A 19,990-nucleotide genomic window follows, 5' to 3' on the forward strand; every position below is an offset into this window, starting at 1 on the left:
TGCGGGCAGAGCTTTGGCCCTACGTTCGAGAAGTGTTCGAGAATTCCTGGCCGGAGCGGGGTGCCGTCCGGGAGGGCGCGGCGGGCCCGGTCAGGCCACGGAGGCGGAACCGGAGGCGGAATCGGCGACTCCGGCATCCGCGCCGTCGGCCTCGAGCGCCTGCCGGATGCCGGCGGCGACCGCCGGGTGGACGGGCAGGGCAAGGTGCCCGACGCCGCTGACGCGCACATCGCGCGCGATCAGGTCCGGATGGTCCAGGCGTGCCGTCTCCACCGGGACCATCAGTCGATCGAGGTCGCTCCAGAAGCAGATGAAGTGGGTACGGCAGTGCGGAGCCGGCTCGCCCAACTCCCGGATCACGGCAGAACCGGAACGCATCTGGCGTACCAGGGGGTGGGCTCCGGCGAAGGGTGCGACGGCCGTACCCGAGTGGGGTGTGCCGAGTGTGACCAGGGTGCGCACCCGGACATCACCCCCCAGTCGCTGAACGTAGTAGCGGGCGATCAGGCCGCCGAGGCTGTGCCCGACGATGTCGATCTCGCGGTGGCCGGTTCGGGCACAGATCTCCTCCACATGACGGCCGAGAAGTTCGGCGGCGGTACGGACGTCGCAGGTCAGCGGTGAGTAGTTGAGTGACTCCACGTGGTGCCAGCCGTGCCGTGAGAGCGAGCGGCGCAGCAGGACGAACACCGAGCGGTTGTCGACGAAGCCGTGGAGCAGGACGACGGGCGGGTGGTGGTCCAGGCCGCTGGTGGGGAGCGGCACGGGGTGGGGGGATGGCGTGCTGCGGGGGGACGGTGCGGTGGCGCGGTCCGGCGGGGTGGTGGGGTGCGGGCCTGGCGCCCGGCGCTCCTGGGTGATGCCCGTGGGGTACAGGAGCAGGTGGCCGGCGAGGATCGCCAGCTCCAGGGCGGTGGCCTTGATCAGTGCGGCGGACAGGCACAAAGGAAGGAGAGGCCATACCTTCCAGGGCTGGTTCTCCATGGCTGACCTCGCCTCCCGAGGGCATACGAGGGACGGCTCTGTCCCTCGTATGTCTTGCGAAGAGCCGTGACGAAGTGCGGCGGTGGGGGCTGCGTCACCGTGCCGCGCGGCTGGCGGTGCGGTGACGCAGCGACCTCGTCTGCGGCTCGTCCACGGTTCGCCCGCTTCGCCCCATGGGCCGTCCGGTGCGGGTGCGACGCTCGGCGAACATGTCCCACGTGTGATTTCCCCCTCGGTGTCCACCGCGAAACGGCCGGTTGCGGGATGCTGTAGATAACGTTCGTTCACCACCCCGGGCACGCGTGTGCGGGGGACGCATGTGGAGGCAGTGATGGGTGTGACCGGTCCGATCCGCGTGGTGGTGGCCAAGCCGGGTCTCGACGGCCACGATCGCGGCGCAAAGGTGATCGCGCGGGCGCTGCGCGACGCCGGCATGGAGGTCATCTACACGGGCCTGCACCAGACGCCCGAGCAGATCGTCGACACGGCGATCCAGGAGGACGCGGACGCGATCGGCCTCTCGATCCTGTCCGGCGCGCACAACACGCTGTTCGCCAAGGTCATCGAGCTGCTCAAGGACCGTGAGGCGGAGGACATCAAGGTCTTCGGCGGCGGCATCATTCCGGAGGCGGACATCGCGCCGCTGAAGGAGAAGGGCGTGGCGGAGATCTTCACCCCGGGTGCGACGACGGCCTCGATCGTCGAGTGGGTCAACGCGAACGTACGCGAGGCCGCCGAGGCCTAGGACCTTCGGGACGCGCGTTCCCGCCCGTGCCGCGGGGCCCCATGGACGGCCGGCGCCGCTTCGAGGCCCCCCGGGCCGTGCTCGGGCCATGGCCGGGGGAGGTCCGGTGGCCCAGGGAGGCCCGGTGGCCCAGGGAGGCCCCGGCGAACGTCCCCGGGGCCGCGGCCGGGACCGGCCGGGAGCGTGGAGGCGTCACCGCACGGCGCCCCCCTCTGTCGTCCGTATGGAGCAGGGCGGGCCCGCCTCTTCGCGGGGCCCCGGGCCCTTGCTCCCCGGCGGCGGGACGGGCTCGGGCGCCGTGGGGGAGAGCTCCCGATGGATCGTGCCCCGCAGGCGCAGCGTCGCCACCAGGCGCTGGAACGCCTCCGACCAGTAGCCGCCCGCTCCCGGTGACGCCCCCTCGGGCTCGTCCGGGGCTGCCGTGAGTATCTCCAGGCGCGACGCCTCGGCGGGATCGAGGCACCGTTCCGCCAGCCCCATCACGCCGCTGAAGCTCCACGGGTAGCTTCCCGCGTCCCGGGCGATGTCCAGCGCGTCGACCACCGAGCGGCCGAGCGGCCCGGACCAGGGGACCGCGCAGACACCCAGCAGCTGGAACGCCTCCGAGAGGCCGTGCGCGGCGATGAAGCCGGCCACCCACTCCGCCCGTTCGTCCACGGGCAGGATCGACAGCAGCTTGGAGCGCTCGGCGATCGATGAGGTGCCGGCGCCCGTCGCCGGGGGTGTCGCGGGCGCCCCGAGGAGCGCGCGTGCCCACGCGGCGTCCTTCTGCCGGACCGCTGCCCGGCACCACGCGGCGTGCAGTTCGCTCTGCCAGTCGTCCGAGACGGGCAGGGCGACGATGGCGTCGGGCGCGCGCCCGCCGAGCTTGGCGGGCCAGACGGACAAGGGCGCCGACTCCACCAACTGGCCCAGCCACCAGGAGCGTTCGCCGCGCCCCGAGGGCGGGTTCGCGACGACCCCGTCGCTCTGCATGCCCGCGTCGCACTCGTGCGGCGCCTCCACCGATATCGCCGCCCCGTCGCCCGCACGGTCCAGGCCGACACAGGAGGCGGCGCGCACGGCCATGCGGCCGGCCAGCGCCGAACGAGGCAGCGCGGACAGCAACTCGGCCGCGGTGGTACGGACGTTCCGGCTGCGGTCGGACAGCGCCTGCTCCAGGAAGGGCTCATCCGCGTCGGAGAGTCCCTCGCGCAACGAGTCGAGGAACATCAGCCGGTCCTCGGCCCGCTCGGTGGGCCAGGTCGATCGGAGCAGCTCCCGAGCGGCGGCCGGGTCGTGCGCGCGTACGGCGCCCAGCAGCGCGACCCGCTCGGCGAACAGCCCTTCCTCCCACAGGGCGCGCACGCCGGCGGTGTCGCCGGGGCCGGGCAGTGGGACGCCGCCCGCCGCGCCGCGCAGGGCGAACCTCCACTCGGCGTTGAGCCGGGCGAGCCACAGCCCGCGCGCACCGGCGAAGGCGAGCGCCTGCGGCCGCAGATCGGTACGGGCCCTGGCGGCGTCCAGCAGCGCGGGCAGGGCGGACGCCGGTGCCCGGTAGCCGTGGTCGTTCGCGGTCGCCAGCCACTGGGGCAGGAGCTCGGTCAGATCGGGAGCCGTACCGCGCCGCCCGCCGCCCGGTGACGGCCCGGAACGGCCGGCGAGCAGCTGGGCGAGCCGGAGCCGGGCCGCCGGCGGCAGCGGGGGCCGGTCGTCGCGGGGGGCCGGCTCGGGCCGCTCGGCGGCGGCCGCCGGGAGCAGGCCCGCCCGGCGGCGCACCGTGTGCAGGGCGGCGGCGTCCAGCAGGGCGAGCGGTGCTGCCCGCCCGGTGGCCGGCGCCTGGGCGGCGGGCGGGCGGCGGTCGGTGCCCAGCAGCGCCGAGGTGACGAGGTCTTCCCAAGGTGTCGTGGTCATCGGGTCCTCCGTGCGTTCAGGTGAGCGGAACCGTCTCGGACGTGTCCGCGGACCAGGCGGTGAGCGGTGCGAAGCCCCGGTGGCCGCACTCGCCGAAGACCGTGACGGGGCCGCCTCCGGACAGGGCGACCAGTCGCCACAGGCCCGGCCGCGCCAGTGCGGCCTGGGTGATCGGCAGCGCCAGCCCTCCGTCCCGGTCCGCCAGCTGCCAGCCGCCGTCCCGGGTGGGGACCGGTATGACGTCGGCGAGGACCGCAGGCCATGAATCCAGCCACGGGTCGTCGCGCAGCGCCGTCCCGTACGCCGTGAGCGCGTCGGTGGCCGAGCCGCCCGGCGGAGCGGAGCCGATGGGGGCGGGCGGTGAGAACTGCTCGCCCAGCTCGGCCCGCAGCTGCCCGGCGCCGGGGTGGGGCGTGATCTCGGCGTCCACGCTCACCCCCACGGGCAGCGAGAGCTGGGGAGCCCGTCCGGCCGCGCCGAAGGACAGCAGCAGGGCCGTACGGCGGCTGTCGCGCCCGTACAGCCATATGCGACGGGTGGTGAGCCGGCCGTCCGATGTGTCGTACCGGGCCAGGACCGACCAGTGGTCGCGCACCGCCGGTCCTTCGGCGGGGGCGCCGAGGCCGACCCGGGTGCGGACCGTCGCGGCGAGGGGCTCCGGCAGGCGCTCCCTGCCCAGCCAGGCCCGGCCGAGCAGATGCGTGAGCGAGCACTCCTCCAGCAGCCGCACCGGCCATCCGGGCCCCGAACCCGGTATCGCCCCCAACTCCCTGACGCGCGCGGCCAGGCCGGGCGCCTGCGCGTCGACCATGCGCGCCGCGGTCTCCTCCCACTGGCCGTACCCCGCCTGGTCGGCGGAGGCGAGCCCGCCGCGCAGCAGGTCGGCCAGGCGTTGCTCCAGCTCCTGCGCGCCCGCCGTGATCCTGGCGGAGCGGCGCTCCGCCCTGCGCCGTGCCGCCTCCGCTCCGGCGGTCCCTCCCCCTGGGCCGCCGCCCGTGTGCTCCCCGCCCCCTTGACCCTCCCCGTCCGTCGCGCGTCCGCGGCGGCCCTCCAGCCACTGCCGCGCCCACTCCGGGAGGTCGTCACCGCGTACGGCGTCGTCGTCCGCCGCCCAGAGGAGCAGCAGTCCCAGCGCGTGCTTGCACGGGGACTTCCGGCTCGGGCAACTGCACGTGCAGGCGGGGCCCGTGGTGTCGACGGCCGTCCGGTACGGCCTGCTGCCGCTGGCCCGGCACAGGCCCCACACGGCGCCCGTGCCGTTGCTGCCCGCAGCCGACCAGGACCCGGACGTGCCGAGTCTGCCGCCCGCTCTGCGTGAGGCGTCGTCAGGAGCCAGGGCCAGCACCTGTTCCGCCGTCCAGCGCACCCCCTGCTGATTCATGTGTACGACCGTAGAACCCGCCACTGACAATCCCCTCCGACCTGCGCGTTCGTCCGGAGAACGAGCGCTGCGACGGAGTTGACTTTGCCTTTCCTTTACTGTGCACTGCTGAGTGCCGACGTCAACTCGCCTTGGGGGCCCGCATGAACCGCATCAGCCGATCCGCCTTCTCCGTCCTGATCGCGGGCGGCCTCGCGCTCGGGCTCGGCGCCTGCTCCGAGGTGGCAGAGGAGGCGACCAAGCGGGTCGACAAGGCAGTGAACGAGGAGTACCAGGTCACCTACGAGGTCACCGGCAAGGGCGTGGACGCGATCAGCTTCAACGCCGGTGGCGGAGACGTCACGAACCCGAAGCTCGAAACGGTGGAGAACCCCACGCTGCCGTGGAAGAAGACCGTGACGCTCCGTGGCCTCGAGGCGCCCGTCGTCACCCCCGTCGCGGTCGACATCCAGGGTGCCGAGGCCGGCTGCAGGATCACGTACGACGGCAAGGTGATCAAGGAGGCTTCCGGTGCCGGCATGGCCGCCGCGACCGGCTGCGTCGCGGAGTCCCCGCTCGTCGGCTGACTCCCCTGCCCCCCACGCTCGTTTCCGCTCCCGCCGGCGGAGACGGCCGATTGTCAGTGGCATGGTGCACGGTGGATCCCACACCCGGTCGAACACGATCTGGAGGGGGATCCATGACCGTGCCCGAAACCACGAGGACCGCCGGAACCACCGGCGAGCAGGCCCTGCGGCCGCACGCCGAGGACGCCTTCGCCGAGGAGCTGAAGGCGCTCGCCGCGGCCGACGACCGGCCGCGCCCCGTCCGCTGGCAGCTCTCGCCCTGGGCCGTCGCCACCTATCTGCTGGGCGGCACGCTGCCCGACGGCACGGTGATCACACCGAAGTACGTGGGGCCGCGCCGTATCGTCGAGGTCGCCGTCAGCACCCTCGCCACCGACCGTGCACTGCTCCTCCTCGGCGTGCCCGGCACCGCCAAGACCTGGGTGTCCGAGCACCTCGCCGCGGCCGTCAGCGGTGACTCGACCCTGCTCGTGCAGGGGACGGCCGGCACGCCCGAGGAAGCCATCCGGTACGGATGGAACTACGCCCGGCTGCTCGCCCACGGCCCCAGCCGGGACGCCCTGGTGCCCAGCCCCGTCATGCGCGCCATGTCCGACGGCATGACCGCACGCGTCGAGGAGCTGACCCGCATCCCCGCCGACGTGCAGGACACGCTCATCACGATCCTGTCCGAGAAGACCCTGCCCGTCCCGGAGTTGGGCGACGAGGTCCAGGCGGTGCGGGGGTTCAACCTCATCGCCACCGCCAACGACCGCGACCGCGGCGTCAACGAGCTCTCCAGCGCGCTGCGCCGACGCTTCAACACCGTCGTGCTGCCGCTGCCCGCCACACCGGACGCCGAGGTGGACATCGTCTCGCGACGTGTCGACCAGATGGGGCGCTCGCTCGGCCTGCCCGCCATGCCGGAGGGCATCGAGGAGATCCGCCGGGTCGTCACCGTCTTCCGCGAACTGCGCGACGGTGTCACCACCGACGGCCGCACCAGGCTCAAGTCCCCTTCCGGGACGCTCTCCACGGCAGAGGCGATCTCCGTCGTCACTCACGGCCTGGCGCTCGCCGCGCACTTCGGCGACGGCGTCCTGCGGCCCGCGGACGTGGCCGCGGGCCTCCTCGGCGCGGTGGTCCGGGACCCCGCCGCCGACCGTGTCATCTGGCAGGAGTACCTGGAAACGGTGGTCCGCGAACGGGACGACTGGAAGGACTTCTACCGTGCCTGCCGGGAGGTGTCGGCGTGAGCGTGACCGACACGTCCGGGGAACCCCTGCTGATGGGGGTGCGTCACCACGGGCCCGGATCGGCCCGAGCGGTGCGGGCCGCTCTCGACGCCGTGCGGCCGGGCGCCGTGCTGATCGAGGGCCCGCCCGAGGGAGACGCGCTGCTTCCGCTCGCCGCCGACGACCGGATGCGTCCCCCGGTCGCGCTGCTCGCGTACGCCGTGGACGACCCGGGGCGGGCGGCCTTCTGGCCGATGGCCGGGTTCTCGCCGGAGTGGGTCGCCGTCCGCTGGGCGCTGGACCACGGCGTCCCCGTCCGCTTCATCGACCTGCCCGCCGCCCACTCGCTGGCCATGGCCGACCCCACCTGGGGTGACGAGGAGGAGGCGGTCCCCGGAGGGCCGGACCCCGAGGAGTACGGACTGCGGGTCGACCCCATCGCGGTGCTCGCCGGGACCGCCGGGTACGACGACCCGGAGCGCTGGTGGGAGGACGTGGTCGAACACCGCGCCCCGCCCGACGGCGGGCAGGCCGACCACGACCCGGTGGCCCCCTTCACCGCGCTCGGCGAGGCGATGAGCGCCCTGCGCGAGACGTATGGACACGGCGGCCACGACCGGGACCTGATCCGCGAGGCGTACATGCGGCTCCAACTGCGCGCCGCGCGGAGGCGGTACGGCGACGGCGTGGCCGTCGTGTGCGGGGCCTGGCATGTGCCGGCGCTCGCGCGCAAGGCCACCGTCACCGCGGACCGGGCCCTCCTCAGGGGACTGCCGAAGGTCAGGACCGAGACGACCTGGGTGCCCTGGACACACCGCAGGCTGGCCAGGGCGGCGCCCTCGGGCAGGGGGTACGGAGCGGGCATCGACTCGCCCGGCTGGTACGGCCATCTGTTCAGCGCCCCCGACCGGCCCGTAGAACGCTGGATGACCAAGGTCGCCGGACTGCTCAGGGACGAGGACCGCCCGGTGTCGTCCGCCCATGTCATCGAGGCCGTCCGGCTCGCCGGCACGCTCGCCGCGATGCGCGGCCGGCCGCTCGCCGGACTGACCGAGACCACCGACGCCGTGCGGGCCGTGATGTGCGACGGCTCGGACGTGCCCATGAGCCTCATCCACGACCGGCTGATCATCGGCGATGTGCTCGGCGAGGTGCCGCAGGACGCGCCCGCCGTCCCCCTGCAGCGCGATCTGACCCGGATCCAGCGCACCCTGCGGCTCAAGCCCGAGACGCCGGAGCGGGAGCTCGACCTCGACCTGCGCAAGGAGACCGACGCCGCCCGCAGCAGACTGCTGCACCGCTTGCGACTGCTCTCCGTCGGCTGGGGCGAACCGGCCGCCGGACGCGGCAGTACCGGCACCTTCCGGGAGAGCTGGCGCCTGCGGTGGGAGCCGGAGCTGTACGTCCGGGTCGCCGAGGCGGGCGTGTGGGGCACCACCGTGCTCTCCGCCGCCACCGCCAAGGCCGAGTCGCAGGCCGTGTCGGCGACCGCTCTCGCCGAGGTCACCGCGCTCGCCGAGCGGTGCCTGCTCGCCGAACTGCCCGAGGCGCTCCCCGCGGTGATGCGGGCACTCGCCGACCGGGCCGCCCTCGACGCCGACGTCGGGCACCTCGCCCAGGCACTGCCCGCACTGGCCCGCTCCCTGCGGTACGGCGATGTGCGCTCCACGGACACGGCCGCGCTCTCGGAGGTGGCGGCCGGGCTGGCCCTGCGCATCTGCGTCGGCCTGCCGCCCGCCTGCACGGGGCTGGACACGGACGGCGCCGCCGAGATGCGAGGCCATCTCGACGCCGTCCACACCGCGATCAGGCTCCTGCCGGACGCCGAGGAGGTCACCGGCCGCTGGAGCGCCGTCCTGTTCAAGCTCGCCTCCCGGGACGGTGTGTCCGCGGTGATACGCGGCCGGGCGTCCCGGCTGCTGCTGGACGACGGGCGGCTCGCCGAGGACGAGGCCGCGCGGCTCATGGGGCTCGCCCTGTCACCCGGCGGTCCGCCGGCCGGGGCGGCCGCCTGGATCGAGGGCTTTCTCGGCGGCGGACCGGGCGGATCCGGCGGAGGCATGCTGCTGGTCCACGACGAACGGCTGCTCGGCCTTGTCGACGCCTGGCTGACCGGCGTTCCGGCCGACGCGTTCACCGATGTGCTGCCGCTGCTGCGCCGCACGTTCTCGGCGTACGAACCGGGGGCCCGGCGAACCCTGGGCGACCTCGTCAGGCGCGGCCCGGCGGGCGGCATCGCGACGGCCGTCCCGGCCGGGGTGCCCGGCTTCGGGCCCGGCCTCGACGTGTCACGCGCGGACGGCGTGCTTCCGCTGCTGCGGCTCCTGCTGGACACGGAGCCCGCACCGTCAACGCCCGGCGCACCGGGCGTCCCGGGCGCTCCCGGACCGGACGGCGGCGGCAGCGCGGGCGCCGACGACAACGACCTGATGGAGGTGGGGCGATGACCGAGGACGAGCGGTTGCGACGGTGGCGCATGGTGCTCGGCGGCGGCGCGGCCGACGGCACGGGACACTCGCTCGCGGGGACCGACGCCGCGATGGACGGCGCCCTGGGCGCCCTGTACGGCGACGGCACGGCCAAGGGGGAGCGGCAGGGCACCCGGGCCCGGTCCGCGGGGCTCGGGGCATCGGCCCCGTCCGTCGCGCGCTGGCTCGGCGACATCCGTACGTACTTCCCCAGCTCCGTCGTCCAGGTCATGCAGCGGGACGCGATCGACCGGCTGGGCCTGTCGGCCCTGCTCCTGGAGCCGGAGATGCTGGAGGCCGTCGAGGCGGACGTCCACCTCGTCGGGACACTCCTCTCGCTCGACAAGGCGATGCCCGAGACCACCAAGGAGACCGCGCGGGCCGTCGTGCGCAAGGTCGTCCAGGACCTGGAGAAGCGGCTCGCCGACCGCACCCGCACCGCACTCGCCGGAGCCCTCGACCGCAGCGCACGGGTCACCCGGCCGCGCCACCGGGACATCGACTGGGACCGTACGATCCGGGCGAACCTCAAGAACTACCTCCCCGAGTACGGCACGGTCGTGCCCGAGCGGCTGATCGGGTACGGGCGGGCGTCGCGGTCCGTGAAGAAGGACGTGGTGCTCTGCGTCGACCAGTCCGGGTCGATGGCGGCCTCCGTCGTGTACGCCTCGGTGTTCGGCGCGGTCCTGGCGTCCATGCGGTCCATCGCGACCCGTCTGGTCGTCTTCGACACGGCGGTCGTCGATCTCACCGAACAACTGGACGACCCCGTCGACGTCCTCTTCGGCACCCAGCTGGGCGGCGGCACCGACATCAACCGGGCGCTCGCCTACTGCCAGGACCGGATCAGCCGTCCGGCCGACACCGTCGTCGTACTGATCAGCGACCTCTACGAAGGCGGCATACGCGACGAGATGCTGAAACGGGTCGCGGCGATGAAGGCGTCGGGAGTGCAGTTCGTCGCACTGCTCGCGCTCTCCGACGAAGGAGCGCCCGCCTACGACCGCGAGCACGCGGCGGCCCTGGCGGCGCTCGGCGCACCGGCGTTCGCGTGTACCCCGGACCTCTTCCCCGAGGTCATGGCGGCGGCGATCGAGAAACGGCCACTGCCCATACCGGACATGGCGACCCATCAGTAGCAGCGGACTTGCGTCACCCCCGGAGGCTCGTGCGAGCATCGGCCGGTCGTACGCGGAAGGCAAGGTTCCGCGGCAGGGGAGGAAACCGGACACCATGACCGCCGCAGCAGCCGTTGTGCCTGTTGCCGTTCCGCGCCCGAGGCGCGGCGCGGCGGGCCGGCGCGCGCTGGCTGTGGTGTTGTTCCTCGGGGGTCTTGTGGCGCTGGGCCTCCTCTGTGGCGGTCGGGCACACGCGGTCCAGCAACCTCCCTCGGCCGGTGCGGCCGTGGAGCGTGCCGGGACGACGGTGAGCACGGCCGGCGCCGAGCGGATCCGGAGCGCGGTCGGCACGGCCGGCCCCGGCGTCGAGGGCGCCCGTACGGGAACCACGGGTTCGGCGGCCGCCCGCCCGGCGGTCGCGGGTTCGCGGGCCGCCGAGTTCACGGAGGCCGCAGCGGCCACGAGGACCATGGAGTCCCCGGCCGCGCCCCGCACCATGCCGCGGGTGATGTCCCGGGGCACCGCTGGGACCGTCTCCCGGGCGGCTCATGGGGCGCGGGAGACCGTGCGACCGGCCGCCGACCCGGTCAGCGCCACGGTCACCGACCCGGTCGCCGTCACCACGCATGCCGCCGCGACGGCCGACGCGGCGGCCGTGGGAAGGGTCGCGGGCAGCGCCGCCGCCGTCACCCGAAGCATCGCCGACAGCCTTGTCGACCCGGCGGCGGAAGCCGTCGAGCGCGTCACCGGGGACCTCCCGGGGCGGCTGTCGCCGCTACCGGTGCCGGTCCTTCCCACGACGCCGGGCCTGCCGGCGCCTGCCCCGCCGATGCCCGGTCCGCCGATGGCGGAGCAGCCACGGCCAGGCGCCCCGGTCGCGCCCGCCGACGGCCCCCACGTCCGCGACAGCCCCCGGGCGGACTCCGCCCCGGCCCGTACGACCGCCACCGTGGAGCGACGGCTCACGCTCTTCATGTACACACCGATGGCGCAGGAGCGGCGCGCGGGCACCGGAATCACCCGGGCGCAGTACCGCCCGGCGCTCCCGTACGCGCCCGGCGCGCCGTGCGGCGGCGGGCCGCAGGCCGCCGGTGACGGCCACTCGCCGCGTACGGGCGAACAGCACGCGGTGGTCCCCGGTGCGGCCGCCTTCCCCGGGCCGGTGCGCGGCTCCGGACTTCCGTCGACGGCCGCGGCGACGCTCGAACGACCCCACCGAATCCTCGAATTCCCCGGCTAGGGCAGGCCTTCCCCCGCTCATGACCTGCCGCGCGGGGGCGGGACAGGTCTGCCCGCCGTACCAAGAACCGTGAATTCGAAGGAAACGACGCCAGCATGAACAAGAACATTCGCCGCTCCATAGCCGTCGCCGCCACCGCCACCGGTATGTGGGCGCTCGGCACCGCCGCCGCCGGCGCGGACGAGCTGCCGGTCTCCGTCCCGCTCTCGACGCCGGACAAGGCGGTCGACGCGGTCGAGGACATCGCCGCGCACGTGGACGGGGACGTCGACGTGGTCGACGACGTCACCGCGGGGGCGCGGGCCGTCAAGGCCGAGGCCGCCCCGGCCGCCACGCACGTCACGGGATCCGTCGACGGGCACGCCCCGGCCGTCCAGGCCCCGGCCGTCGAGGCCCCCGCCGTCCAGGCCCCGGCCGTCCGTACCCCGGACGTCCACGTCGCCGACGAGGAGATCGACTACCTCTTCGGCCCGCTCTCCGCCTTCGCCCACGAGGCGCAGGCCGCCCCGGTCGCGACCGCGACCCCCGTCGTGGACGGTGCCGCCCAGGACGTCCTGCCGCCCCTCGCGGCCGCCGCCGTCGCCTCCGTCCTCCCGGTCGCCGGCCAGGCGGTCGGTGACGTCGGCGACCTGGCCCGGGGCGCGGTGTCGGGGGTGCAGCCGTTCGCCGGCGGTGTGGTGTCCGAGGTCCAGCCGTTCGCCGGCGGTGTGGTCGGCTCGGTCCAGCCGCTGGTCTCGACCGTCGTCGACCAGGTCCAGCCGGTCGTCCAGGGCGTCGGCGGCAGCGCCACGGGCCTGGCCCGGGGGGTGACCGGCGAGGTGCGGCCCTTCGCCGGGGGAGTCGTGTCGAACGCGACCCGCGACGCCCAGCCGCTGACCGGCAATGCCGTCTCGGGCGTCGGGTCCACCGTCACGACCGTCACCCCGGACTACCTGCCCTACGGCGTCTGAGGCAGCCGGGGTCTCCGTACCGGTCGGTGGGCGGGCGCGGCCGGTGCCCTGCCCATGGCGTGATCCGGTACGGAATCCGATGAGGGGTCCGGTACGGAATCCGTAGGGACGAGCGGTCCCCCGTCCTGGGGGACCGCTCGTTTTCGGCCGGTGTCTGTGACAGGTATCACCGCTCAGGTGTGATCTGCGATTTAGGACCCTCGGTCCCACGGGGATAACCTGCGAGACGGACATGCCGCGTCCACGGACACCGTGTACGCCTCCCTTGTGACAGCGCAGTCACGTTGCCCTTCGCGGCACGCCCACGCAGACAACGAACCGCGATCACCAGAAAAGGGACGGACGCGCGTGGACCTGTTCGAGTACCAGGCGAGGGATCTCTTCGCCAAGCACGGTGTACCGGTGCTGGCCGGTGAAGTCATCGACACGCCTGAGGCGGCGCGCGAGGCCACCGAGCGGCTGGGCGGCAAGTCGGTCGTCAAGGCGCAGGTGAAGGTCGGCGGCCGTGGCAAGGCCGGCGGCGTGAAGCTGGCCGCCACCCCGGACGAGGCCGTCGCCCGTGCGACGGACATCCTGGGGATGGACATCAAGGGCCACACGGTCCACAAGGTGATGATCGCGGAGACCGCTCCCGAGATCGCCGAGGAGTACTACGTCTCGTACCTCCTCGACCGCACCAACCGCACCTTCCTGGCCATGGCCTCGGTCGCGGGTGGCATGGACATCGAGGAGGTCGCCGCGACGACCCCCGAGAAGCTCGCCAAGGTGCCGGTCAACGCCAATGACGGCGTCACCATCGAGAAGGCCCGCGAGATCGTCGCCCAGGCGAAGTTCCCCGCCGAGGTCGCCGAGCAGGTCGCCGAGATCCTGGTGACCCTGTGGAAGACCTTCGTCGCCGAGGACGCCCTCCTCGTCGAGGTCAACCCGCTGGCCAAGGTCGCCGACGGCCGCGTCATCGCGCTCGACGGCAAGGTCTCGCTCGACGAGAACGCCGACTTCCGCCAGCCGGAGCACGAGGCGCTCGAGGACAAGGCCGCAGCCAACCCGCTCGAGGCTGCCGCCAAGGCCAAGAACCTCAACTACGTCAAGCTCGACGGCGAGGTCGGCATCATCGGCAACGGCGCGGGTCTCGTCATGAGCACCCTCGACGTCGTCGCGTACGCCGGTGAGGCGCACGGCGGCGTGAAGCCGGCCAACTTCCTCGACATCGGCGGCGGCGCTTCCGCCGAGGTCATGGCGAACGGCCTTGAGATCATTCTCGGCGACCCGGACGTCAAGTCCGTGTTCGTCAACGTCTTCGGTGGCATCACCGCGTGTGACGAGGTCGCCAACGGCATCGTTCAGGCGCTCGAGCTGCTGACCTCGCGCGGCGAGGACGTCACCAAGCCGCTCGTCGTCCGCCTCGACGGCAACAACGCGGAGCTGGGTCGCAAGATCCTGTCCGACGCCAACCACCCGCTGGTGCAGCGCGTGGACACCATGGACGGCGCGGCCGACAAGGCCGCCGAGCTCGCGGCTGCGAAGTAAGGGACGAGGGATTCCACAACCATGGCTATCTTCCTCACCAAGGACAGCAAGGTCATCGTCCAGGGCATGACCGGTGCCACGGGCATGAAGCACACCAAGCTCATGCTGGGTGACGGCACCAACATCGTCGGTGGCGTGAACCCGCGCAAGGCCGGTACGTCCGTCGACTTCGACGGCACGTCCGTACCGGTCTTCGGCTCCGTCGCCGAGGCCATGAAGGAGACCGGGGCCGACGTCTCGGTGCTCTTCGTGCCGCCGGCCTTCGCCAAGGCCGCCGTGGTCGAGGCGATCGACGCCGAGATCCCGCTCGCCGTGGTCATCACCGAGGGCATCGCTGTCCACGACTCGGCCGCCTTCTGGGCGTACGCCGGCGCCAAGGGCAACAAGACCCGGATCATCGGCCCGAACTGCCCCGGCCTCATCACGCCGGGCCAGTCCAACGCGGGCATCATCCCGGGCGACATCACCAAGCCCGGCAAGATCGGTCTGGTGTCCAAGTCCGGCACGCTGACCTACCAGATGATGTACGAGCTGCGTGACATCGGCTTCTCGTCCGCCGTCGGCATCGGTGGCGACCCGGTCATCGGTACCACGCACATCGACGCGCTCGCGGCCTTCGAGGCCGACCCCGAGACCGAGCTGATCGTCATGATCGGTGAGATCGGTGGCGACGCCGAGGAGCGGGCGGCCGACTTCATCAAGGCCAACGTCACCAAGCCGGTCGTCGGCTACGTCGCGGGCTTCACCGCCCCCGAGGGCAAGACGATGGGCCACGCCGGTGCGATCGTGTCGGGTTCGTCCGGCACCGCGCAGGCGAAGAAGGAGGCCCTTGAGGCCGCCGGCGTCAAGGTCGGCAAGACGCCGACCGAGACGGCCAAGCTGGCGCGCGAGATCCTCGCGGGCTGAACCGTCCGAACCGGTCCGCCTCGCCGTCCGAGCCGGTCCGAACCGTCCGAGCCGGTCCGAACCGTCCGAACCGGTCCGTGCCGTCCGGTCCGTGCCGTCCGACCCGCTCCGGGTCCCCGTGACCCGGGAGGGCGGGCAGAGGACGGTTTGACACGCCGATGGGCCCGCTCCCGGACATCCGGGAGCGGGCCCATCGCGTTTCCCGCAGGCCGGCGGGGGTGGCCGGTCACAGGCCACGGGCGGGCGGGCGGTCAGCGGGCGTCCGGCAGCAGCCGGGCCGGGCCGGTGACCGGCGCCGAGCGGAGCTTGTCGTGCAGTGCCTCGTTCTGCGGGGTCGGCCGTTCCGGTCCGCTGAGGACCGGGGACCCGCCGATGGGCTCGCCGGGCGCCAGGGGTGCCTGGTAACCGGTCGGCGCCGTGAGCACGGTGAACGCGGTCGCTCCGACGATCAGCGTGGTGAACGAGATGGCGGCGCGGGTCCAGAACCGGGCGCGGCGCTCGCTGCCGACGCGGACCGCCCGGGCCGGGGCCGGCACCATCGCGGGCCCGCTGCCGAGCAGCTCGGTCAGCCGTTCGTGCAGGACCGCCGGGTCGCCCAGCTCCGGCAGCCGTCCGGCCACCACCGACCGGGCGTGCGTCAGGCGGCCGGCGGCGGCGGGGGTGCTCGCCTCGGTCTCGGCGGCCGTGTCCGGCAGGTCCATGCCCAGGCCGTCGTAGAGCAGCAGGGTGCGCCGGTAGGCCGGCGGCAGGTCCAGGACCGCGCTCCGCAGCGTCGGCTCGGAACACCCCCCGACCGAGGCGTCGGGACGGCGGTGCGCACGGCGCAGCCGGTGCCAGGGCGACAGCGCGTACTCGTGCGCGACCGCACGCACCCAGCCGGCCGGATCCCGGTCCGTCGCGACCTCGGGCCAGCGCTCCCAGGCCACGTGGAAGGCGTACTCCACGGCTTCGCGGGCCAGCCGGCGCCGACCGGTGAGCAGATACGCCTGCTGGACGAGGACGGGGGCGGCGTACGCGTACAGGGCATCGAACGCGTCGAGGGGCGTGGGCGACGCCGGACCGGGGATCACGGGGCGCGCGTCCGCGGGCACGGGGTCCGACGGCGCGGTCCTTCCGGCCGCCCCTTCCACGGGTGGCGCTTCCACGCCCGCCCCTTCCACGGGTGGCGTTTCTTCACGCGCCGCCGTTTCGGGCGCCGGCTGCCCGGCGGTCGGCTCGTTCCGTGCTCCGGCCCGCGCTCCGGGTGCCGGTGCCGGTGGCGGTGTCCGAGGGGGCGCCGGGGCGGCGGCCTGGTGGGCGGCTCGCGGCGCCGGGTCGATCCGGGGCCGCCGACGCGGGGCGGGCGTCTGCGGCCTGGAGCGACCCGGCCTGGAGTACCCCGGCCTGGTCTGTTCGGCGAACCCGGCGGCCGCGGCGGCCGCAGTGACCTCGGCGGCCGCAGCGACCTCGGTGTTCTCAGTGGGCCCTGCAGACCCGACAGGCCCGCTGCGCCCGGAGACCACGGCGACCTCGCTGATCCCTGTCCCCACGCCTTCGGTGGTCCCGGTGGTCCCGGTGGTCCCGGTGGTCCCGGTGGTCCCGGTGGTCCCGGTGGTCCGGGTGTCGCCGGTGTGCGCGATTCCTGTGTCGTGCCCGGTACAACCGGAATACCCGGTATGTGCGGTGCTTCCGGAGTCCGCAGGGTGCTCGGAAGCCTCAGCCGCCTCCAGGGTGCCGAGGAATCGCGCGTACGCCTCCCGCTTGCGCCCCCGCGGGCTGGTCCGTCCGGTCTCCCAGGAGCGGACCGTCGCGCGGGTCACGCCGAGCGCGTCGGCGACCTGCTCCTCGCTCATGGACCTCGCCACGCGCAGCCGGCGCCGTTCCTTGGGTGACGGCAGGGGCGGCGTGGAGCGGGTCGTGGTGCTCTGGGTCATGGGCGGCCCCCCGCGGCGACTCTGCACTCTGCTGAAAAGTACATAAACGTATCTTGGGCGACACAACGGGCATTCGCTTGTTACCAGGAGAAAGCGCGTGTCGTTGGCAGCATGGCGGGGTGACCCAGACGACCGATCACCTTCCGTCGGAGGCGGCGGCGCCCCTCTCCCGCAGCGGGCGGGGCGCCGACCTGGCCGAGTTCTGCGCCCGTGGCGCGGTCGCCGCCGGGCTGGGGCTCGCCGCCTTCACCGTCCTGGTGATGGTGGTGTGGATCGGCTCCCCGTACCCCGACAACGGCCCCGCCGGGGCGCTGCACGTCGCCGCCGGCCTGTGGCTGCTGTCGCACGGCGTGGAACTGGTCCGCGCCGACACGGTCACCGGTGCGCCGGTTCCGGTGGGCGTCGTGCCGCTGCTGTTCGTCGTCGTGCCGGTGTGGCTGGCCCACCGGACGGCCTGCGACGTCATGGAGCCGGAGAACGACGAGCCGGAGAGCTGGGACCCCTGGGAGGCGCTGCCGGGGCTCAGGGTCGAGCGCGTGAGACCCTCCGCCCGGGACACGGTGTGCGCGGTGACCGGTGGATACCTGCTGGTCGCGGCCGGTGCCACGGTGTACGCCGCGGGCGGCCCGCTGGCCGCGGACCCGCTGAGCGCCCTGGTGCATCTGCCGGCGGTCGTCGCGTTCGCGGTGGCCGCGGGGGTCTGGACGGCGAGCGGCAGACCGCTCGGCCCGCTGCCGCACCGGATCCCGGCCCGTCTCCTGGGGCTCGCGGAACGGGCGCGGGCGGAACCGACGCGTTCCCGCCTGCGCGTCGCGGTGCGCGCCGCCGCCGGCTCGCTGGCGGTCCTGGTGGGCGGAGGAGCCCTGCTGGTCGTCGCCGGGCTCGCCTGGCGCCTCGGTTCGGCCCAGGAGTCGTTCCTGAACCTGTCGGGCGGGTGGCCGGGCCGGGTCGCGGTGCTGCTGCTGGCCCTCGCGCTCGCGCCGAACGCGGCGGTATGGGGTGCGGCGTACGGACTCGGGCCGGGCTTCTCGCTCGGTACGGGCGTGACGGTGACCCCCCTCGCGGTCGCCGGCACCCCGGTGCTGCCCGACTTCCCCCTGCTCGCGGCGGTCCCGGACGACGGGCGCGGCACCTGGCTGAACTGGTCGGCCGCCGTCGTGCCGGTCCTCACCGGGGCCGCCGTCGCCAGGTTCACCGCGCGGGGTGCGACGCGCGGGAGCCCGGACCCCGTGTGGGGTGCGCGGGCGACGGCGCTGACCGCTCTGGTGGCGGCGGTCCTGTGCGGGGCCGGTGCGGCAGTGCTGGCCGCCGCCTCGGGCGGCCCCCTGGGGGCCGGGCGGCTGGCCGCGTTCGGTCCGGTGTGGTGGCGCACGGGGGCGGCCGCGCTGGCGTGGACGCTGGTCGTGGGCGTACCGGGTGCGCTGATCGTCCGGTTCTGGCTGGTACGGGGGTGGTCGCTGCGGCTGCCGGGCGCGTCGGCCCTGCGGTCCTGGCGGGAACGGCACTGGCGGGAACCGTCCTGGCGGAAGGGGGCCCGGCGGCCGGAGGACCCGCACGAGGGGGGCCGCCTGCCACGGCGGCGGTGGTGGAGCCCCTCGGGGACCGGGTCCTTCCGCGCCCGCCCCGAGGACCCGGCCGCGGAGGCTCCGAGCGGGCCGCGGCCGGTCCCGCGCGGGCGGGGAGTGCCCCACGACCCCGCCTTCGAGCCGTACGACTTCCTGCCCGCCGCCTGGGAGGAGCCGGCGGCGCGCGAAGCGCGCTGGACGGCGCTCAAGGAGGGGTCGGGCGGGCTGACGGCCGACTTCCCGGCTCCGCCGTCGCAGCCGGAGCGCTGACCGTCCGTCACCGGCCGTCGGTCACCGGCCGTCGCCCCGCCCGTCATCGGCCGTCGGTCATCCGCCGTCCGTCACCGGGCGCCGCCGCAGTTCGTCGGCGCTGCCGCTGCCGCTGCCGCTGCCGCTGCGGTTGTGGTTGTGGTTGTGGTTGCCATTGCCGTTGGAGTGCCTACTCCTGGACGCCGAAGACGTCGCGCAGAGGCGTCGGCAGCAACTCGTTGCAGGACAGCTGGCCCGTCTTCGTCAAGGCGTCGTCCACACAGGTGTAGTAGTCGCGGTAGACCAGCTGGACGGTGAAGGTCGCCGCCACGATCGTCAGCGCCAGCGCCGCCGTGACCAGCCCGCTCACCGCCGCCGTCGTCTGGGGGCGCCCCGAGCCGGGGGCCGGGACCGGCGGAGTTCCGGGCGCCGTGGCCCCGGGTGCCGCCGTCTGCTGCGGACCGCCCTGCATGGCCTGGTACACGTTCTGGCGGACCGCCTCCTGGGCGGCCTGCTCGGGGGTCCCCGAGGTGGCCCCGGGCTTGCCGCGCAGTGAGCTGATGGCCCAGTACACGCCGAGGGCACCGAGCAGCAGCGCGATCTCCGGGAAGTCGAAGATCGCGAAGAAGAACGCCCACATGCCCGAGAGCAGTGCATAGCGCGCGCGGCGCTGGGACGGGTCGGTGGGGTCCCAGCGCAGCCCCTTGCCCTCCTTGCCCCCCGGGCCCGCGGGGCCACCGGGCCCGCCCGGGCCACCGCCCTGCTGGTCGCCCCCGGGGCGGCCGCCGAAGCCGCCGGACGAGCGGCCCGGCTGGTCCGGGCTCCACTGACTGCCCCAGGCCGGCCGGTCGCCCTCGGGCGCGCCGGAGGGGTCCTGCCCGGAGGAGCCGTCCCCGTTCCCCGGGTGGCGGGGCTGCCAGGGCTGGTCGGGCCTGCCTTCCGGCGGGGGCGCGAACGGATTGTTGTCGTCCGTGGACTGGCGTTCCCGCGGCAGGAGATAGGAGGTCGTGCGGCGGCGTCGGTCCGGCATGTGGTGAACGTCTTCCCCTCAGACCCAGCGCAACAGGGGTCTTCTGTCGTTGTGTCCGTCCGTTCGGGGACGGCCCTGTCCTCAGACGCTACCCCCCGGCTCCGCCCCCGTCCCGTGGGGGCGGCCCGGTGTGCCGGTATCGTTGCTGACGGTCGGCACCTTCGTAGAGTTCCCCGTATCCCGGGGTGCGATGCGTTTGTGCGATCACACAAAGCGACACCACGGTGCCGTCCGGCTGCCG

Annotated in this window: 15 protein-coding genes and 1 pseudogene; 10 read left to right on the top strand and 6 right to left on the bottom strand. The window is 74.1% G+C overall.

What is annotated here, in order from left to right; all coding sequences use genetic code 11:
* Positions 1–90: 90 nt before the first annotated feature.
* Positions 91–984: an esterase/lipase family protein gene (locus tag PUR26_RS27240; protein ID WP_329876141.1), complete on the bottom strand. Its 894-nt coding sequence runs from the start codon at positions 982–984 to the stop codon at positions 91–93.
* A gap of 331 nt (positions 985–1,315) precedes the next feature.
* On the opposite strand from PUR26_RS27240, the gene PUR26_RS27245 reads away from it, so the two are divergent.
* Positions 1,316–1,729: a cobalamin B12-binding domain-containing protein gene (locus tag PUR26_RS27245; protein WP_329876143.1), complete on the top strand. Its 414-nt coding sequence runs from the start codon at positions 1,316–1,318 to the stop codon at positions 1,727–1,729.
* Positions 1,730–1,921: 192 nt separating this feature from the next.
* Here the strand turns inward: PUR26_RS27245 and PUR26_RS27250 are convergent, their stop codons facing one another.
* Both PUR26_RS27250 and PUR26_RS27255 read right to left on the bottom strand, forming a co-directional pair.
* On the bottom strand, positions 1,922–3,622 hold the full coding sequence (locus PUR26_RS27250) for a DUF5691 domain-containing protein (protein WP_329876145.1): 1,701 nt from the start codon (positions 3,620–3,622) through the stop codon (positions 1,922–1,924).
* Between the two features lie 16 nt (positions 3,623–3,638).
* Entirely contained in the window at positions 3,639–5,003 is a 1,365-nt protein-coding gene (locus PUR26_RS27255; protein ID WP_329876147.1) for an SWIM zinc finger family protein, read from the bottom strand.
* Positions 5,004–5,146: 143 nt separating this feature from the next.
* Here PUR26_RS27255 and PUR26_RS27260 point away from each other — a divergent pair, with 143 nt between their 5' ends.
* From PUR26_RS27260 to sucD, 8 genes are all read left to right on the top strand, one after another.
* Complete coding sequence (locus PUR26_RS27260) at positions 5,147–5,569, top strand: MmpS family transport accessory protein (RefSeq protein WP_329876149.1); 423 nt, start codon at positions 5,147–5,149, stop codon at positions 5,567–5,569.
* Positions 5,570–5,682: 113 nt separating this feature from the next.
* Positions 5,683–6,804: an ATP-binding protein gene (locus tag PUR26_RS27265; RefSeq protein ID WP_329876151.1), complete on the top strand. Its 1,122-nt coding sequence runs from the start codon at positions 5,683–5,685 to the stop codon at positions 6,802–6,804.
* A gap of 32 nt (positions 6,805–6,836) precedes the next feature.
* Complete coding sequence (locus tag PUR26_RS27270; RefSeq protein WP_329876714.1) at positions 6,837–9,230, top strand: DUF5682 family protein; 2,394 nt, start codon at positions 6,837–6,839, stop codon at positions 9,228–9,230.
* Positions 9,227–10,390, top strand: coding sequence for a VWA domain-containing protein (locus tag PUR26_RS27275; protein WP_329876153.1), 1,164 nt, complete (start codon positions 9,227–9,229; stop codon positions 10,388–10,390). The genes PUR26_RS27270 and PUR26_RS27275 overlap by 4 nt, the downstream gene beginning before the upstream one ends.
* Positions 10,391–10,655: 265 nt before the next feature.
* Positions 10,656–11,609 (top strand): hypothetical protein, encoded by a 954-nt coding sequence (locus tag PUR26_RS27280; RefSeq protein ID WP_329876155.1) that lies wholly within the window; start codon positions 10,656–10,658, stop codon positions 11,607–11,609.
* Positions 11,610–11,704: 95 nt separating this feature from the next.
* A complete protein-coding gene (locus tag PUR26_RS27285; protein WP_329876157.1) occupies positions 11,705–12,559 on the top strand; it encodes a hypothetical protein in 855 nt (284 codons plus the stop codon).
* A gap of 348 nt (positions 12,560–12,907) precedes the next feature.
* Positions 12,908–14,086, top strand: coding sequence for an ADP-forming succinate--CoA ligase subunit beta (gene sucC, locus PUR26_RS27290; protein WP_329876158.1), 1,179 nt, complete (start codon positions 12,908–12,910; stop codon positions 14,084–14,086).
* Between the two features lie 21 nt (positions 14,087–14,107).
* Positions 14,108–14,992 (top strand): succinate--CoA ligase subunit alpha, encoded by an 885-nt coding sequence (gene sucD, locus PUR26_RS27295; RefSeq protein ID WP_329876160.1) that lies wholly within the window; start codon positions 14,108–14,110, stop codon positions 14,990–14,992.
* A 251-nt stretch (positions 14,993–15,243) separates the two neighbouring features.
* Here the strand turns inward: sucD and PUR26_RS27300 are convergent, their stop codons facing one another.
* Both PUR26_RS27300 and PUR26_RS27305 read right to left on the bottom strand, forming a co-directional pair.
* Positions 15,244–16,137 (bottom strand): RNA polymerase sigma factor, encoded by an 894-nt coding sequence (locus PUR26_RS27300; protein WP_329876761.1) that lies wholly within the window; start codon positions 16,135–16,137, stop codon positions 15,244–15,246.
* Positions 16,138–16,704: 567 nt separating this feature from the next.
* A pseudogene (locus PUR26_RS27305) lies at positions 16,705–16,905 on the bottom strand (helix-turn-helix transcriptional regulator); the annotation flags it as partial.
* Positions 16,906–17,024: 119 nt separating this feature from the next.
* Between PUR26_RS27305 and PUR26_RS27310 the strand changes: the two are divergent.
* Positions 17,025–18,740 carry a cell division protein PerM gene (locus PUR26_RS27310; protein ID WP_329876162.1) on the top strand — a complete coding sequence of 572 codons (1,716 nt, stop codon included), beginning with the start codon at positions 17,025–17,027 and terminating at the stop codon, positions 18,738–18,740.
* 169 nt (positions 18,741–18,909) lie between these two features.
* Here PUR26_RS27310 and PUR26_RS27315 read toward each other — a convergent pair whose 3' ends face one another.
* Positions 18,910–19,749: a hypothetical protein gene (locus PUR26_RS27315; protein WP_329876164.1), complete on the bottom strand. Its 840-nt coding sequence runs from the start codon at positions 19,747–19,749 to the stop codon at positions 18,910–18,912.
* Between the last annotated feature and the right edge of the window lie 241 nt (positions 19,750–19,990).

This window comes from Streptomyces sp. SP18CS02 (assembly GCF_036322365.1).
In the GTDB taxonomy this organism is placed as follows: Bacteria; Actinomycetota; Actinomycetes; order Streptomycetales; family Streptomycetaceae; genus Streptomyces.